This is a genomic window from Pseudomonas sp. S3_A03, from assembly GCF_054668275.1.
The window spans coordinates 2,604,345-2,621,233 of sequence record NZ_CP162753.1 but is presented as its reverse complement, the minus strand read 5'-3'; the positions used below and the strand labels follow the sequence as shown (position 1 = coordinate 2,621,233).

Below are 16,889 nucleotides of genomic sequence, written 5' to 3'. Positions count from 1 at the left end.
TTGCCGAAAGTGGCACGGCGTTTGCGATACACAAGACAGCGCAGGCTTAGTCCTACAGGCCTCGTAAACAACAAATCCCTCCAGTGCAGGAGGGTTCGCAATTCAAGTGCCGTGGGCAATGGCGGATATTTGCCCCATGGGACGTTTGAGGAATTTCGCAATGACGACTCGTCAGCCAATCTACAAATCCCTGTATTTCCAGGTGATCGTTGCAATCGTTATCGGTATTTTGCTGGGCCACTTCTACCCGCAGACCGGTGTGGCCCTCAAGCCGCTGGGTGACGGGTTTATCAAACTGATCAAAATGGTCATTGCGCCGATCATCTTCTGCACCGTTGTCAGCGGCATCGCCGGCATGCAGAGCATGAAATCGGTCGGCAAAACCGGCGGCTACGCGCTGCTGTACTTCGAAATCGTATCCACCATCGCCCTGCTGATCGGTCTGGTTGTCGTGAACGTTGTGCAACCGGGCGCCGGCATGCACATCGACGTGGCCACCCTGGACGCGTCCAAAGTCGCGGCTTACGTGACTGCCGGTAAAGACCAGAGCATCGTCGGCTTTATCCTCAACGTTATCCCGAACACCATTGTCGGCGCCTTCGCCAACGGCGACATCCTGCAAGTGCTGATGTTCTCGGTGATCTTCGGTTTCGCCCTGCACCGCCTGGGCGCCTACGGCAAGCCGGTACTGGACTTCATTGATCGCTTCGCCCACGTGATGTTCAACATCATCAACATGATCATGAAGCTTGCGCCGATCGGTGCCCTGGGTGCGATGGCGTTCACCATCGGTGCCTACGGTGTAGGTTCGCTGGTGCAACTGGGCCAGTTGATGATCTGCTTCTACATCACCTGCGTCCTGTTCGTGCTGGTGGTGCTGGGCGCCATCTGCCGCGCCCACGGCTTCAGTGTGATCAAACTGATCCGCTACATCCGTGAAGAGCTGTTGATCGTACTGGGTACTTCTTCTTCCGAATCCGCACTGCCACGCATGCTGATCAAGATGGAGCGTCTGGGCGCGAAGAAATCCGTGGTAGGCCTGGTGATCCCGACCGGCTACTCGTTCAACCTCGACGGTACCTCGATCTACCTGACCATGGCGGCCGTGTTCATCGCCCAGGCGACCGACACCCACATGGACATTACCCACCAGATCACCCTGCTGCTGGTGCTGCTGTTGTCCTCCAAAGGTGCTGCCGGCGTGACCGGTAGTGGTTTCATCGTACTGGCGGCAACCCTGTCGGCCGTCGGCCACCTGCCGGTTGCCGGCCTGGCGCTGATCCTGGGCATCGACCGCTTCATGTCCGAAGCCCGCGCACTGACCAACCTGGTGGGTAACGCAGTTGCCACTATCGTTGTGGCCAAGTGGGTCAAGGAACTGGACACCGACAAGCTGCAAAGCGAGCTGGCGTCCGGTGGTACCGGTATCTCCGAAACCCGCGAACTCGATGACCTGGGCGTGGCCGAAGGCCCTGCACCTGTGGTCAAGTAAACGACTGATGGCGTGAACTCACGCTAGCGGTCATCTGCAAACGCCCCGACTGGTTCGGGGCGTTTGCGTTTGTGCGCGGCCACTTTTGAATTCTTTTGCTTTACAGTAAATAAATATTTCAGCAACAACGCTGGCGGGAGGCGTGATGGACAGTGTGGATCTGAATGTCCTGCGCAGCGTGCTCGAATGGCGCCGCGCCGGGCAGCGAGTGGTGTTGTACAGCGTGGTGCAGACCTGGGGCAGTGCCCCGCGCCCACCGGGGGCGATGCTGGCCTTGCGCGGCGATGGGGTGGTGATTGGCTCGGTTTCGGGTGGGTGCATCGAGGATGACCTGATCGCGCGCCTGCAGGATGGCCGCTTACCCGCTGACGGCCCGCCCGTGCAATTGGTGACCTACGGCGTGACGCGCGATGAAGCGGCGCGTTTTGGCCTGCCTTGCGGCGGCACCCTGCGCCTGACCGAAGAGCGGGTGGATGACTGGGGTTGGGTCGAGGAACTGCTGGCGCGTTGTGAGGACCATCAAGTCGTCGCGCGCGAGCTGAACCTGGCCACCGGCGAAGTCACCTTGAGCAGCGCGAGCAAGACCGACGTGGTGAGCTTCGACGGTGAACGCTTGCGGGCCATCTACGGCCCGCGCTGGCGCCTACTGTTGATCGGTGCCGGGCAACTGTCGCGCTACGTGGCCGAAATGGCGCGTTTGCTGGATTTTGAAGTGTTGATCTGCGACCCGCGTGAAGAGTTTGTGTACGGCTGGGAAGAGCAACATGGTCGTTTTGTGCCGGGCATGCCTGATGAAGCGGTATTGAGTATCCAGACCGACGAGCGCACGGCCATTGTCTGCCTGACTCACGACCCGCGTCTGGACGATATGGCATTGCTGACTGCGTTGAATTCGAGTGCTTTTTACATCGGTGCGCTGGGGTCGCGGGTCAACACGCAAAAACGCCGGGAAACCCTCGCTGCATTGGGCTTATCGGCGGCGGCGATCGCGCGGTTGCACGGGCCGATTGGGTTGCATATCGGCAGCCACACACCGGCGGAAATCGCTCTGTCGCTACTGGCGGAAATTGTCGCGATCAAAAATGGCGTGGCGCCGATGCAGAAAAAACCCTTGCCAGTGGTGGTTGAGTGACGCTCGCCGCGATTGTGCTGGCGGCAGGGCAGGGCAGCCGGTTTCGCGCTGAAGCGGGGAGGGATCAGGATAAGTTGCTGGCGCCCTGCGTCGGCCGGGACGGCGTGACGCGGCCGGTGATCGAACAAGTGCTGGTGAATCTGCCGCAGGGGCTGGTGGAGCGCTGGGTGGTGACTTCGCCGGATCGTACGGCCGTTATTCAGTTGGCCAAAACGTATGGCTGCAAGGTCTTGTTGCTGCGATCGGCCGGCATGGGCCACAGCATTGCCGCAGGCGTCGCGGCCAGCGCTTCGGCGCAGGGCTGGCTGGTGGTGCTGGGGGATATGCCGTTTATTCAGGCCTCGACAATCGAGCGCGTGATGGAAGGTCTCGATAGCATCAACGTGCCCGTGCATGCCGGGCGGTATGGGCATCCGGTCGCGTTTGCCCGCGCATTCGGGCCTGCCTTGGTGGCATTGATCGGGGACCGTGGTGCCAAATCGCTGTTTGCGCAGGCTGCGCTGAAGGAAGTGCCGGTGGATGACCCCGGTGTGTCATGGGATGTGGATGTGCCCGCGTCGTTGGATTACCGCTAATCAGCAACCATAAAAAAGCCCCGCCTGATCACTCAGGCGGGGCTTTTTAGTGGCTCATGGAATCAGACGAGAGGTTTGGTCTCGTGTTCTTCTTCCTGGGCCTGGTGCTCTACCACTGCTTCAGCAGCGGCGTGCTCAACCACGGTTTCAGCAACCGGGGCTGGCGCCTCGACGGCTTCGACTACGGCTGGAGCAGCAGCAGCGGCGGCAGCGGCGGCTTCAGCTTCCTTGCGACGGCGACGCACTTCACGAGGGTCGTTCGGTGCGCGGCCGTTTTCGGTCAGGGCGCTGGCAGGGGGCGTTTCGACCACTGGCGCTTCAACTTCGGCGACGGCCGGCACTTCGACCGCTGGCGCAGGCTCGGCAACCACAGCCGGAGCCGCTTCAACCACTTCGGCAACCGGTGCCGGCGCTTCTTCTACGACAGGCGCAGGCGCTGGGGCTTCAATCGGAGCGGCGGGCTCGGCAGCCCATTGGAAGGCGGTCTGTTCTTCACGAACTTCACGCACTGTCGGGGCGGCTTCTTCGGCAACCGGGGCTTGAGCCGCGATTTCAACCGGGGCTTCAACCACTGGCTGAGGTTCAACCACTGGAGCCGGTTCAACGGCAACCACTTCGGTTTCTGGCTGGGCGTCGCGAACCGGTGCCACTTCCACTTCCGGAACCACTGGGGCTTCGATCGGGGTGGTGGCTTCAACGACAGGTGCTTCAACTACGGGAGTCTCGGCAACAGGCGCTTCTACAGCAGCGGTTTCTTCGACAGCAGCCGTGGCGCGTTCAGCTTGCTCGTGAGCCTGGGCTTCAGCAGGTGCGCTGATGACCGAGCTGGCAACGGCAGCGGTAACGGCCAGCCCGGCAGCCAGTTCGGCGCCGGTCGGTTCGCTGGTGTGGGCTTGCGCGTTCTCGCCGGCTTCTTCCGAGCCTTCGATCACGTTGCCGTTGGCATCACGCTGACGCTCGCGACGGTTGCTGCGACGACGCTGGCCACGGGAGCGGCGGCGTGGACGGTCGCCTTCGGCGCCTTCCTGGCCATCTTCCTGCGAGTGCTCTTCACCGGTCAGCACTTCTTCTTCGCTGGCGGCAGCGGCTTGCTCGGCGCGTGGTTGACGCTCTTCACGCGCAGGGCGCGGCTGGCGCTCTTCACGTGGGGCGCGTTCTTCACGCGGCTGGCGGGCCGGGCGCTCTTCGGTAGTGGCGGCAGCGCCAGCAACGGCTGGCGCGGCGGCGTCCAGCGGCTCGCGCAGTTCACGCACGCGCTCTTCACGCTCGCCACGTGGCTTGCGGTCTTCACGTGGGGCGCGCGGGGTGCGGGGTGCGCGCTCTTCGCGGGGTGCACGTTCTTCACGGGCGACGGCCGGGGTGTCTTCACGGGCTTCGCGAGGCGCACGCTCTTCACGTGGCGCGCGATCTTCACGCGGTGCACGTTCTTCGCGAGGCTTGCGCTCTTCGTCACGGCGACCGTTGCGGTTACGGCTTTGCTGGCGACCGTTGCGACGCTCTTCGTTGCGTGCCGGGCGTTCGGATGCGGGTTTTTCAACCACTACCGGTGCCACAGGCTCTTCCTTGCTGGCGAACAGGCTGACCAGCGACTTCACCAGCCCTTTGAACAGGCTTGGCTCAGGCAGGGCGGCCGGCGCGGCAACCGGGGCTGCGACTTCAACCGGCACCGGTGCGTTGGCGCGGGCCGGCGCGGTCTTCACGGCTGCTTCCTGGCGAACCAGGGTGCGGGTCGCGGCAGCTGGCTGGACTTCTTCCACTTCGGCAGCTGCCGCGGCGATTTCATAGCTGGACTGGCCGCTGTGGGCTTCCGGGCTGTCATCACGCAGGCGCTGCACTTCGAAGTGCGGCGTTTCGAGGTGATCGTTCGGCAGGATCACGATACGGGCGCGGGTGCGCAGTTCGATCTTGGTGATCGAGTTGCGTTTTTCGTTGAGCAGGAAGGCTGCAACCGGGATCGGCACTTGCGCGCGGACTTCGGCGGTGCGGTCTTTCAGGGCTTCTTCTTCGATCAGGCGCAGGATCGCCAGGGACAGCGATTCAACGTCACGGATGATGCCGGTGCCGTTGCAGCGCGGGCAGACGATGCCGCTGCTCTCGCCCAGGGAAGGGCGCAGGCGCTGACGGGACATCTCCAGCAGGCCGAAGCGCGAGATGCGGCCGACCTGTACGCGGGCACGGTCAGCTTCCAGGCATTCGCGGACTTTCTCTTCCACGGCGCGCTGGTTCTTGGCGGGGGTCATGTCGATGAAGTCGATCACGATCAGGCCGCCGATGTCACGCAGACGCAGCTGGCGGGCGATTTCTTCAGCCGCTTCCAGGTTGGTCTGCAGGGCGGTTTCTTCGATGTCGCTACCCTTCGTGGCGCGCGCGGAGTTGATGTCGATGGACACCAGGGCTTCGGTCGGGTCGATCACGATGGAGCCGCCGGAAGGCAGTTCAACCACGCGCTGGAAGGCGGTTTCGATCTGGCTTTCGATCTGGAAACGGTTGAACAGTGGCACGCTGTCTTCGTACAGCTTGATCTTGCTGGCGTACTGCGGCATCACCTGGCGAATGAAGGTCAGGGCTTCGTCCTGGGCTTCAACGCTGTCGATCAGCACTTCGCCGATGTCCTGGCGCAGGTAATCGCGGATAGCGCGGATGATCACGTTGCTTTCCTGGTAGATCAGGAACGGCGCGGAACGATCCAGCGAGGCTTCTTTAATGGCGGTCCACAGTTGCAGCAGGTAGTCGAGGTCCCACTGCATTTCTTCGCTGCTGCGGCCCAGGCCCGCAGTGCGCACGATCAGGCCCATGTCGGCCGGTGCGATCAGGCCGTTCAGCGCTTCACGCAGTTCGTTGCGCTCTTCGCCTTCGATGCGACGGGAGATACCGCCGGCACGTGGGTTGTTCGGCATCAGCACCAGGTAACGGCCGGCCAGACTGATGAAAGTGGTCAGGGCTGCGCCCTTGTTGCCACGTTCTTCTTTTTCGACCTGAACGATGACTTCCTGGCCTTCGCTCAGGACGTCCTTGATATTCACGCGACCTTCAGGGGCTTTCTTGAAGTACTCGCGGGAGATTTCTTTAAGGGGCAGGAAGCCGTGGCGCTCGGAGCCGAAATCGACAAAGGCTGCCTCAAGGCTTGGTTCGATGCGAGTAATACGGCCTTTGTAGATGTTGGCCTTCTTTTGCTCGCGTGCACCGGACTCGATGTCCAGGTCGTAGAGGCGTTGGCCATCTACCAGTGCAACACGCAACTCTTCGGGTTGAGTTGCGTTAATCAGCATTCTTTTCATGTTGTACCGTCGGTTTCCGGGCTGCCGGAAACGGCGTTCGGCACACACGACTTCTCACGGTCGGTGTCAGGTGCGTCAAGAGTGGTTGGCCACTCCAGTGTCCAGCAAAGCCTGCCAATTGGGCGGGCATCGCGACGGACGCGTCCTGCTTGTTAGCGGTGGTGACAAAGGCACCACTTCAACAAAAGCTAAGGTCAGGAGGAGGAATCAACCGACGACTGTGGACGAGATGAAGCGTCTAAATATAAGCCTAGTGCTACACGGTCCGACGGTTGTGCATCTCCACCCTACACGTATCCCTGATAATTCGGGTGCTGCCGCGCGCAGAATCCGCAGCGGGTTGGCATTTACCGTGTTCTCCAATGGGGAGTCCACGCTCATGGCTAAACAAGACTGAATGTGGGCGATTGCGCTCTCACTCAGCTCTTAACAGGCGTTGTTTCCGAAGCATTCGCCATGGTCTGGCACAAGACTGACTGCACTTTGTGAACTGGCCGTAAATATCGGCGCGCAACGCGAGTATTCACTCTGCGCATCGCACTCGCTTCAGGCCTCATGTCACCTGCGCTTGTTACAATCCTGAGCCTTCCAAGGTGGCGAAAGCCCCGTAGGACGGCCTCGCGTCCTGATGAATTGCGATGGTCAGGGCCGGCAGTTTGCCGCATGTCCTCTGGCCAGGCCGCTTTTGGCGGCGTTCGCGACTATAGCAGCAATGATTAAGTGCTTCAATTCCATAAAAAATTGTTATCATCGCCGCCATGACGACTACCGCCCCCCCGACCCCCAGCGTCCAGCTGCTTGAGGTCTCGCCGGAATATGCCGGCCAACGCATCGACAATTTTCTCCTGGCCAGGCTCAAAGGCGTGCCCAAGACCTTGATTTACCGCATCTTGCGTAAAGGCGAAGTGCGCGTGAACAAGGGGCGCATCAAGCCCGAGTACAAGTTGCAGGCGGGCGATATCGTTCGTGTGCCGCCCGTGCGCGTGCCTGAGCGTGACGAGCCTGTGCCCTTGGCCCAGGGGCTGTTGCAGCGCCTGGAAGCATCGATCGTGTTCGAAGACAACAAGCTGATCGTGATCAACAAGCCGTGTGGCATTGCGGTTCACGGTGGCAGCGGCCTGAACTTCGGCGTGATCGAAGCCTTCCGTCAATTGCGCCCGGATGCCAAGGAGCTTGAGCTGGTCCATCGGCTGGACCGCGATACCTCTGGCCTGCTGATGATTGCCAAAAAACGCAGCATGCTGCGCCACTTGCACACCGCCCTGCGTGGCGATGGCGTGGACAAGCGCTACATGGCGCTGGTGCGCGGCAACTGGGCCAGTTCGATCAAGAGCGTCCGCGCGCCGCTGCAAAAGAGCAACCTGCGTTCGGGCGAGCGCATGGTCGAAGTGGACGAGGAGGGCAAAGAAGCCCTGACCCTGTTCAAGGTGCTGCGCCGCTTCGGTGACTTCGCCACCATGGTCGAGGCCAAGCCGGTGACCGGGCGTACCCACCAGATCCGCGTGCATACCCTGCATGCGGGCCACTGCATTGCGGGCGATACCAAGTACGGTGATGAGGGTTTCTCCAAGGAAATCCGCGACCTGGGCGGTAAGCGCCTGTTCCTGCATGCCTACATGCTTACCGTGCCGCTGCCGGATGGTGGCGAATTGAAGCTGCAGGCGCCGGTCGATGAGATGTGGGCCAAGACCGTGGAGCGTTTGAGTGTCGCACCTTGATTACAAGCTGCTGATTTTTGATTGGGACGGGACCCTGGCCAACTCCATTGGCCGTATCGTTGAATCAATACACGTGGCGTCTACCCGTTCAGGCTTTGCGTTGTGCAGCGACCTGGCGGTCAAGGGCATTATCGGTCTGGGCTTGCCTGAGGCGATTCGCACCCTGTATCCCGAAATCACCGACCCTGAGTTGATCACTTTTCGCGAGCACTACGCCGATCACTACATTGCGCTGGAGGCTGAGCCTTCGCCGCTGTTTGAAGGGGTTGTGCAATCGCTGGACACCTTCCGTGCCGAGGGTTACTACCTGGCGGTCGCCACCGGCAAGGCGCGTCGCGGGCTGGATCGGGTGCTCAGGGCCCATGGCTGGGAAGACTATTTCGATATCACCCGCGCCGCCGATGAAACCGCCAGCAAACCACATCCTCTGATGCTGGAGCAGATCCTGGCTCATTGCGGCGTGTCTGCCCGCCAGGCACTGATGGTGGGTGACGCCTCCTTCGACTTGATGATGGCGCGCAACGCCGGCATGGACAGTGTGGCGGTCAGCTATGGCGCCCAATCCGCCGAGGCGTTGCAGCCATACGAGCCCAGGGTCATGATCGATCATTTTTCGCAATTGCAGGCCTGGCTCAGCCGGGCCCGATAAGTCTTAGCCGGGGTTGATGGCACATGAGTGACGAGTGGAAAGCGCCTGAAAAGGCAGAAAGTGGTGACGACAAAAGCTGGAAGCTGCTGGAGAAGACGCTTCTGGCCAGCGTCCAGGAGCAACGTCGCGCACGGCGCTGGGGGATTTTCTTCAAGCTGCTGACCTTTACTTATCTGTTGCTCATGCTGGCCTTGTTCAGCCCGCTGATGGACATGGAAAAAAGCGCGACGCGCGGCGCCAACTACACCGCGTTGATCGAAGTGCGTGGGGTCATCGCCGACAAGGAGCCGGCCAGCGCCGATAACATCGTCGCCAGTCTGCGTGCCGCATTTGAGGACCCAAAGGTCAAGGGCGTGATCCTGCGCATCAACAGCCCGGGCGGCAGCCCGGTGCAGTCGGGTTATGTGTATGACGAGATTCGCCGTCTGCGCGGCCTGCATCCGGATATCAAGCTGTATGCGGTGATTTCCGACCTGGGGGCTTCGGGTGCCTATTATATTGCCAGCGCCGCTGACCAGATTTATGCCGACAAGGCCAGCCTGGTGGGTTCCATTGGTGTGACAGCGGCGGGTTACGGCTTTGTTGGCACCATGGAGAAGCTCGGGGTAGAGCGTCGCACCTATACCTCAGGCGAGCACAAAGCGTTCCTTGACCCATTCCAGCCGCAAAAGGCCGATGAGACCCAGTTCTGGCAGGGCGTACTTGATACTACCCATCGCCAGTTCATTGCCAGCGTGAAGCAGGGGCGTGGCGATCGTCTGAAAGACAAAGAGCACCCGGAGTTGTTCTCGGGTCTGGTTTGGTCAGGCGAGCAGGCGCTGCCGCTGGGCTTGGTCGATGGCCTGGGCAGTGCCAGTTCGGTGGCGCGTGACGTGATTGGCGAGAAGGAGTTGGTGGATTTCACGGTTGAGGAATCGCCGTTTGATCGCTTCTCCAAAAAACTCGGTGCCAGCGTGGCGGAGAAGCTGGCCCTGTACATGGGCTTCCAGGGCCCGAGCCTGCGCTGACAGTTCGGGGCAGGTAGATATCAAAAATGTGGAGGGGGCTTGTGCCCGATGACGGTGTGTCAGCCATAAAGAAGCTGGTGGGTCCATCGCTATCGGGGGCAAGCCCCTCCCACATTTTGATTTATGTTTCTCCTAGGGGATTTGCACGCCTTCGGCCAGCAGCATGTCCACCAGTCGAATCAGTGGCAGGCCTACAAGGCTGCTGGCATCCGGCCCTTCGGTACTCTGGAACAGGCTCACGCCCAGCCCTTCGGCCTTGAAGCTGCCCGCGCAGTCATAAGGCTGTTCGGTCCGCAGATAGCGCTCGATGCGCTCAACGTCTAGTTCGCGCATGTGTACGGTAAACGGAACGCAGTCCACCTGGCAGTGCCCTGTCTTGGTATTGAGCAGCGTCAGGCCGGTGAGAAAGCTCACACGCTTGCCGCTGGCCGCCAACAACTGCTCGCGGGCGTTTTCGAAGGTGTGCGGTTTGCCGATAATCCGCCCGTCCAGTGCGGCAACCTGGTCCGATCCGATAATCAGGTGCTCGGGGTATTGAGCTGCAAGGGCGCGTGCCTTCTGTTCAGCCAGGCGCTTGACCAGTTCCACGGCAGGCTCGTTGGCACGGTGGCTTTCGTCGATATCCGGCGAGCTGCAGATGAACGGCAGGCGTAGGCGGCTCAGCAAATCCCGGCGATAAACCGAGCTGGAAGCAAGTAATAAAGGCAGCATGGGCATCTCCTCAAAGCAGTCGCGGATTCTAGCGGGGCGACCGGCTGACGCACAGGGCTGAATTTCCTTTGACATGGCCGGGTGCATCCCTATAATGCTGCGCCTATGTTGAATGACCCGATTCCACCTCACGTTGACCCGCGCAAATTGGCTGACCGTGGCACCACCCTTCAAGGTGAACTGCTGCTGGCCGATTTGAAGAGACTCTGCGACCCGCTTTCCGACGATGTCGGTACGGTGCAGGCCAAATTCGTTTTTGAACGAGATGAACGCAAATCTGTGGTGATCCACAGCTTTGTCGACACCGAAGTCAAAATGGTTTGCCAGCGTTGTCTTGAGCTGGTCACCCTGCCGATCCACAGCGAATGCAGTTACGCCGTGGTGAAGGAGGGTGCGAATACCCAGTCGTTGCCGAAAGGTTATGACGTGCTGGAACTGGGCGAAGATCCATTGGATCTGCATGCACTGATCGAGGAGGAGCTTCTGCTCGCCTTGCCCATTGTGCCTGCTCATCATCCGGAAGAATGCCAGCAGCCGGAGGGTCTCGATGACGAGGCCGAGCCGAGCGAGGACGAGGTAACGCGGTCCAACCCGTTCAGTGTATTGGCGCAGTTAAAGCGTGACCCAAACGTTTAGGAGTTAATCAATTATGGCTGTTCAGCAGAACAAAAAATCCCGCTCCGCCCGTGACATGCGCCGTTCGCACGACGCTCTCGAGGCTAGCACCCTGTCCGTGGAAAAGACCACTGGTGAAGTTCACCTGCGTCACCACGTATCGCCAGAAGGCGTATACCGTGGCCGTAAAGTGATCGACAAGGGCGCTGACGAGTAATCACTTGTCTGCTCAAGTCATCGCGATTGACGCAATGGGCGGGGACTTCGGTCCCCGCAGCATTGTTCAGGCCTGCATTGCCAGCCTGTCTGCCACGCCCTCGTTGCACCTGACCCTTGTCGGTCAACCCTCACTCCTTGAAGAATTGATTGCCAGCCATCCGGTTGTGGATCGCGCGCGCCTGACGATTACGCCAGCCAGCGAAACCATCACCATGGATGAAAAGCCGGCGGCAGCGTTGCGCGGCAAGCCCGACTCCTCAATGCGGGTGGCCTTGGAGTTGCTGCGTGATGGCAAGGTGCAAGCCTGCGTCAGTGCCGGTAATACCGGGGCGTTGATGGCGTTATCGCGGCACGTGCTCAAGACTCTGCCGGGTATTGACCGACCGGCGATGGTCGCGGCGATTCCGACGCAGAAAGGCTATTGCCAGCTGTTGGACCTGGGCGCGAATGTGGATTGCAGTGCCGAGCACCTGTTCCAGTTCGCCGTGATGGGCTCGGTGGCCGCCGAAGCGCTGGGCGTGGCCCGCCCGCGAGTCGCCCTGCTGAATATCGGCACCGAAGACATCAAGGGCAACCAGCAGGTCAAGCTGGCCGCTACCCTGTTGCAAGGCGCGCGCGGCCTGAACTACATCGGTTTTGTCGAGGGTGACGGTGTATACCGCGGCGAAGCGGATGTGGTGGTGTGCGACGGGTTTGTCGGCAATATCCTGCTCAAGTCCAGTGAAGGGCTGGCGACCATGATCGCCGCGCGCATTGAGGCGTTGTTCAAGCAGAGCATGGTCTCGCGCTTTGTCGGCGCCCTGGCGCTGCCATTGATGCGGCGGTTACAGGCTGACCTGGCGCCGGCAAGGCACAACGGCGCGAGCTTTCTGGGGTTGCAGGGCATTGTGGTGAAAAGCCACGGTTCGGCCGGTGTGGAAGGGTTTCAAAGTGCCATTGCGCGAGCCGTGATCGAGATCCAGGAAAACCTGCCGCAACGGTTGCACGGCCGTCTTGAGGATCTGTTGCCTTAGGCGAATTGGCCCGGGAGTGCTTAAATGTGACCGGCCAGTTCAATTGACCATCCAATCTGTCAGTTTCGTGCGCTCCCACCCTTCATTTTAAGATCGGGAGCGACCATTTCCGACGACCTGATCATTTAGGGGCTTGTTACATGTCTACATCCCTCGCATTCGTCTTTCCAGGGCAGGGTTCGCAGTCCCTCGGCATGCTGGCCGAGCTGGGCGCGCAATACCCGTTGATCCTGGACACCTTTAAGGAAGCTTCCGACGCCCTGGGTTACGACCTGTGGGCGCTGACCCAGCAAGGGCCGGAAGAGCAACTCAATCAAACCGATAAAACCCAACCGGCCATCCTGACCGCTTCGATCGCCCTGTGGCGCTTGTGGCTGGCCGAAGGCGGCGCGCGCCCGGCATTCGTGGCCGGTCACAGCCTGGGTGAATACAGCGCCCTGGTAGCGGCGGGCAGCCTGACCCTGGGTGAGGCCGTCAAGCTGGTCGAGCGCCGTGGTCAATTGATGCAGGAAGCCGTCCCGGCTGGGCAGGGCGGCATGGCCGCTATCCTGGGCCTGGACGACGCGGTAGTGATCGAAGCCTGCGCCGAAGCGGCCCAGGGTGAAGTGGTCAGTGCGGTGAACTTCAACTCCCCAGGCCAGGTGGTGATTGCCGGTGCCAAGGCGGCAGTCGAGCGTGCCATTGAAGGCTGCAAGGCCCGTGGCGCCAAGCGCGCGTTGCCGTTGCCGGTGAGCGTGCCGTCGCACTGCGAGCTGATGCGCCCGGCGGCCGAGCGTTTTGCCGAGTCCATCGCCGCCATCAACTGGCAGGCGCCGCAGATCCCGCTGGTACAGAACGTCAGCGCGGCGGTAGCCGCCGACCTCGAGACCCTCAAGCGCGACCTGCTGGAACAACTGTACAAGCCGGTGCGCTGGGTTGAATCGGTCCAGACCCTGGCTGCTAACGGCGCTACCGAGCTGGTCGAATGCGGCCCAGGCAAAGTCCTGGCCGGCCTGAACAAACGCTGCGCCGATGGCGTGTCGACTGCCAACCTCAATACCCCGGATGCCTTCGCTGCCGCTCGCGCGGCGCAGGCCTGACCCCTCGAACTTAGGAGAAGCCTGCATGAGTCTGCAAGGTAAAGTTGCACTGGTTACCGGCGCCAGCCGTGGCATTGGCCAGGCGATCGCCCTGGAACTGGGCCGTCAGGGCGCTATCGTGATCGGCACCGCCACGTCTGCTTCGGGCGCCGAGCGTATCGCCGCTACCCTGAAGGAAAACGACGTTCAAGGCACCGGCCTTGAGCTGAACGTGACCAGCGACGAGTCCGTGGCTGCCGTACTGGCCGAGATCACCGCACAGTTCGGTGCGCCGGCGATTCTGGTGAATAACGCCGGTATCACCCGTGACAACCTAATGATGCGCATGAAAGACGACGAGTGGCACGACGTGGTCGATACTAACCTGAACAGTCTGTTTCGCCTGTCCAAGGGTGTTTTGCGTGGGATGACCAAGGCGCGTTGGGGTCGAATTATCAATATTGGCTCCGTAGTGGGTGCCATGGGCAACGCAGGCCAAGTAAACTATGCAGCCGCCAAGGCCGGTCTGGAGGGTTTCAGCCGTGCACTGGCGCGTGAAGTCGGCTCGCGGTCGATTACGGTCAACTCGGTGGCCCCAGGGTTCATCGACACCGATATGACCCGCGAACTGCCTGAAGCACAGCGTGAAGCCTTGCTGACGCAGATTCCGCTGGGCCGTCTGGGCCAGGCTCAAGAGATCGCGAATGTGGTCACTTTCCTGGCATCCGACGGTGCGGCATACGTGACTGGGGCTACAATCCCGGTGAACGGCGGGATGTACATGAGTTAAATTGTGACGGATCGCTTCAAAAAAATGTCATACGAGCTGTCTAAAATCCGTTATAAAGCTGCAACTTAATTTATAGACAGGTGGCCGAGCGGGTACAGGGTGAAGCTTTCAGTTGAAAAGCTGAAATGGCTTTCTATACACTTACCCACTGGCCAGCTGCCTGAATTTGTCCATTAGGAGTTAAACAAGGTATGAGCACCATCGAAGAGCGCGTCAAGAAAATCGTTGCCGAGCAACTGGGCGTTAAAGAAGACGAAGTGGTCAACACTGCTTCCTTCGTAGAAGACCTGGGTGCCGATTCCCTTGACACCGTTGAGCTGGTGATGGCTCTGGAAGAGGAATTCGAGACCGAAATCCCGGACGAAGAAGCTGAAAAAATCACTACTGTTCAAGCTGCCATCGACTACGTTACTAGCCACCAGGCGTAATAGTTTGTAGTCGTCGCTTGCTGTCAGGGAAAAACCGCACTGCTGTAACGGCGTGCGGTTTTTTCTTTAGCGTCTATGAAAACTGGCGCCGATGAAAAGTGAGCTCTGAAACGAAGTGTCGTCATCAAGAAAAAGGAGAGTGCTGTGTCGCGTAGACGCGTCGTAGTCACCGGTATGGGTATGTTGTCGCCACTGGGTACGGATGTGCCGAGCAGTTGGCAGGGCATTCTGGCTGGCCACAGTGGTATTGGTCTGATCGAACACACGGACCTTTCTGCCTATTCCACCCGTTTTGGCGGCTCGGTAAAGGGTTTCAATGTCGAGGAATATCTCTCGATCAAAGAATCCCGCAAACTCGACCTGTTCATTCAATACGGCCTGGCAGCCGGTTTTCAGGCGGTGCGTAACGCCGGCCTGGAAGTCACCGACGCCAACCGTGAGCGCATCGGCGTGGCCATGGGGTCGGGTATTGGTGGTTTGACCAATATCGAAGAAACCAGCCGCACGCTGCATGAATCCGGCCCTCGTCGAATTTCACCGTTCTTCGTGCCTGGCTCGATCATCAACATGATTTCCGGTTTCCTGTCCATCCACTTGGGTGCACAGGGGCCTAACTACGCCATCGCCACAGCCTGTACCACGGGCACTCACTGCATCGGGATGGCGGCGCGCAACATCGCCTATGACGAAGCCGACGTGATGATCGCCGGCGGCGCCGAGATGGCCGCCTGCGGCCTCGGCATGGGCGGCTTCGGCGCGTCGCGTGCATTATCGACGCGCAATGACGAGCCGACCCGTGCCAGCCGTCCGTGGGACAAGGGCCGTGACGGCTTCGTGCTGTCCGACGGCGCCGGTGCGCTGGTGCTCGAGGAGCTGGAGCACGCCAAGGCGCGCGGTGCCACCATCTACGCCGAGCTGATCGGTTTTGGTATGAGCGGCGACGCCTACCACATGACCTCGCCACCGTCCGACGGTGCCGGTGCTGCGCGTTGCATCACCAACGCACTGCGCGATGCGAAGGTCAATGCGGACCAGGTGCAGTACATCAACGCCCATGGCACTTCGACCCCGACGGGCGATCTGGCGGAAGCCGAAGCCATCAAGTCGGTGTTCGGCGAGCACGCCTACAAGCTGGCCGTGAGTTCCACCAAGTCCATGACCGGCCACCTGTTGGGCGCGGCGGGCGCGGTCGAGGCGATCTTCAGCGTCATGGCCATCAAGGATCAGGTCGCTCCGCCGACCATCAACCTGGATGAGCCGGACGAAGGCTGCGATCTGAACTTCGTGCCTCACGAAGCCCAGCCGATGCCGATTGATGTGGCAATCTCGAACTCCTTCGGGTTTGGTGGCACCAACGGTTCCCTGGTGTTCCGCCGGTTCGCCGAGTGATGTACAGCTGGGTCGACGGTCAGCCAGCGGACAGCGTGCCCCTGAAAGATCGCGGCCTGGCGTATGGCGATGGGCTGTTTGAGACCATGGTGGTCAAGGCCGGGCAGCCTGTGCTGCTCGACCGCCACCTGCAGCGCCTCGACGAGGGTTGCAGGCGCCTTGCGCTGGTGGCGGAGCCGACCGTGATCCGCCACGAAGTGCTGGCCTACGCTGGCGCCCTTGGCAGCGGTATCCTCAAACTGATCCTCACCCGCGGCGACAGCCTGCGCGGTTATGGGATCAACCCTGACGCGCCGGTGCGTCGTATCTTGCAGGGCAGTCCGCCCGCTACTTATCCCCCCGCCCATGCAATCGATGGCATCCGCCTGTTTGCGTGTGCCACCCGCCTGGCTGAACAGCCGTTGCTGGCCGGTCTCAAGCACCTTAATCGCTTGGAGCAGGTGATCGCCCGTGCCGAGTGGCAGGATGCCGAGCACGCCGAAGGCTTGATGCTGGATATGTCCGGGCGTGTGATCGAGGGTGTATTCAGCAACCTGTTCCTGGTGCGCAACGGCTTGTTACTAACCGCCGATCTGAATCGTTGCGGCGTAGCCGGGGTGATGCGCGCCGAGATCCTGGCCCAGGCACAAACGCTGGGCGTCCCGGTGGCCGTGGCTGATATCACTGTCGAGCAACTGCAGCAGGCCGACGAAGTTTTCATGTGCAACAGCGTTTATGGCATTTGGCCGGTGCGCGGGTACGCTGCGATGCGCTGGCCGGTTGGCCCGCTCACCCGTAAACTGCAGGGCATTGTTCGCGCGCTATTGGATATTTGA

At 60.8% G+C, this 16,889-nt stretch carries 16 protein-coding genes; 14 read left to right on the top strand and 2 right to left on the bottom strand.

All coding sequences use genetic code 11. The features are described 5' to 3' along the window. Positions 1-160: 160 nt before the first annotated feature. From AB4O25_RS11835 to AB4O25_RS11825, 3 genes are all read left to right on the top strand, one after another. Positions 161-1,492 carry a dicarboxylate/amino acid:cation symporter gene (locus tag AB4O25_RS11835; protein ID WP_017529473.1) on the top strand — a complete coding sequence of 444 codons (1,332 nt, stop codon included), beginning with the start codon at positions 161-163 and terminating at the stop codon, positions 1,490-1,492. Between the two features lie 145 nt (positions 1,493-1,637). Beyond that, the gene (locus tag AB4O25_RS11830; protein ID WP_017529474.1) at positions 1,638-2,624 is read left to right on the top strand and encodes an XdhC family protein; all 987 of its coding nucleotides are present in this window, start codon (positions 1,638-1,640) and stop codon (positions 2,622-2,624) included. Then, positions 2,621-3,199, top strand: a complete 579-nt coding sequence (locus tag AB4O25_RS11825; RefSeq protein ID WP_460150881.1) for a nucleotidyltransferase family protein — start codon at positions 2,621-2,623, stop codon at positions 3,197-3,199. The genes AB4O25_RS11830 and AB4O25_RS11825 overlap by 4 nt, the downstream gene beginning before the upstream one ends. Positions 3,200-3,261: 62 nt before the next feature. Here the strand turns inward: AB4O25_RS11825 and rne are convergent, their stop codons facing one another. Continuing rightward, complete coding sequence (gene rne / locus AB4O25_RS11820; RefSeq protein WP_460150880.1) at positions 3,262-6,468, bottom strand: ribonuclease E; 3,207 nt, start codon at positions 6,466-6,468, stop codon at positions 3,262-3,264. A gap of 767 nt (positions 6,469-7,235) precedes the next feature. On the opposite strand from rne, the gene rluC reads away from it, so the two are divergent. Genes rluC through AB4O25_RS11805 form a run of 3 tightly spaced genes read left to right on the top strand, consistent with a single transcriptional unit; the run spans position 7,236 to position 9,851 of the window. After that, complete coding sequence (rluC, locus tag AB4O25_RS11815; RefSeq protein ID WP_003175615.1) at positions 7,236-8,195, top strand: 23S rRNA pseudouridine(955/2504/2580) synthase RluC; 960 nt, start codon at positions 7,236-7,238, stop codon at positions 8,193-8,195. Next, on the top strand, positions 8,182-8,844 hold the full coding sequence (locus AB4O25_RS11810; RefSeq protein ID WP_460150879.1) for an HAD-IA family hydrolase: 663 nt from the start codon (positions 8,182-8,184) through the stop codon (positions 8,842-8,844). Before rluC ends, AB4O25_RS11810 begins: the two co-directional genes overlap by 14 nt. A 23-nt stretch (positions 8,845-8,867) precedes the next feature. Further along, positions 8,868-9,851, top strand: coding sequence for a S49 family peptidase (locus AB4O25_RS11805; protein WP_017529478.1), 984 nt, complete (start codon positions 8,868-8,870; stop codon positions 9,849-9,851). A 132-nt stretch (positions 9,852-9,983) separates the two neighbouring features. Here the strand turns inward: AB4O25_RS11805 and AB4O25_RS11800 are convergent, their stop codons facing one another. Beyond that, a complete protein-coding gene (locus AB4O25_RS11800) occupies positions 9,984-10,562 on the bottom strand; it encodes a Maf family protein (protein ID WP_460150878.1) in 579 nt (192 codons plus the stop codon). Positions 10,563-10,667: 105 nt separating this feature from the next. Here AB4O25_RS11800 and AB4O25_RS11795 point away from each other — a divergent pair, with 105 nt between their 5' ends. The 8 genes from AB4O25_RS11795 to pabC all read left to right on the top strand — a co-directional run bounded on the left by AB4O25_RS11795 (position 10,668) and on the right by pabC (position 16,889). Next, a complete protein-coding gene (locus AB4O25_RS11795; protein ID WP_017529480.1) occupies positions 10,668-11,198 on the top strand; it encodes a YceD family protein in 531 nt (176 codons plus the stop codon). 13 nt (positions 11,199-11,211) lie between these two features. Beyond that, positions 11,212-11,394 (top strand): 50S ribosomal protein L32, encoded by a 183-nt coding sequence (rpmF, locus tag AB4O25_RS11790; protein WP_003179396.1) that lies wholly within the window; start codon positions 11,212-11,214, stop codon positions 11,392-11,394. Between the two features lie 4 nt (positions 11,395-11,398). Further along, positions 11,399-12,409, top strand: a complete 1,011-nt coding sequence (plsX, locus tag AB4O25_RS11785; protein WP_116079776.1) for a phosphate acyltransferase PlsX — start codon at positions 11,399-11,401, stop codon at positions 12,407-12,409. A 140-nt stretch (positions 12,410-12,549) separates the two neighbouring features. Next, on the top strand, positions 12,550-13,488 hold the full coding sequence (gene fabD / locus AB4O25_RS11780; protein ID WP_017529482.1) for an ACP S-malonyltransferase: 939 nt from the start codon (positions 12,550-12,552) through the stop codon (positions 13,486-13,488). A 25-nt stretch (positions 13,489-13,513) separates the two neighbouring features. Continuing rightward, on the top strand, positions 13,514-14,257 hold the full coding sequence (gene fabG, locus AB4O25_RS11775; RefSeq protein WP_017529483.1) for a 3-oxoacyl-ACP reductase FabG: 744 nt from the start codon (positions 13,514-13,516) through the stop codon (positions 14,255-14,257). A 191-nt stretch (positions 14,258-14,448) separates the two neighbouring features. Beyond that, complete coding sequence (gene acpP, locus AB4O25_RS11770; protein WP_005892238.1) at positions 14,449-14,685, top strand: acyl carrier protein; 237 nt, start codon at positions 14,449-14,451, stop codon at positions 14,683-14,685. 144 nt (positions 14,686-14,829) lie between these two features. After that, a complete protein-coding gene (gene fabF / locus AB4O25_RS11765) occupies positions 14,830-16,074 on the top strand; it encodes a beta-ketoacyl-ACP synthase II (RefSeq protein ID WP_017529484.1) in 1,245 nt (414 codons plus the stop codon). After that, a complete protein-coding gene (gene pabC, locus AB4O25_RS11760; RefSeq protein ID WP_065876818.1) occupies positions 16,074-16,889 on the top strand; it encodes an aminodeoxychorismate lyase in 816 nt (271 codons plus the stop codon). Before fabF ends, pabC begins: the two co-directional genes overlap by 1 nt.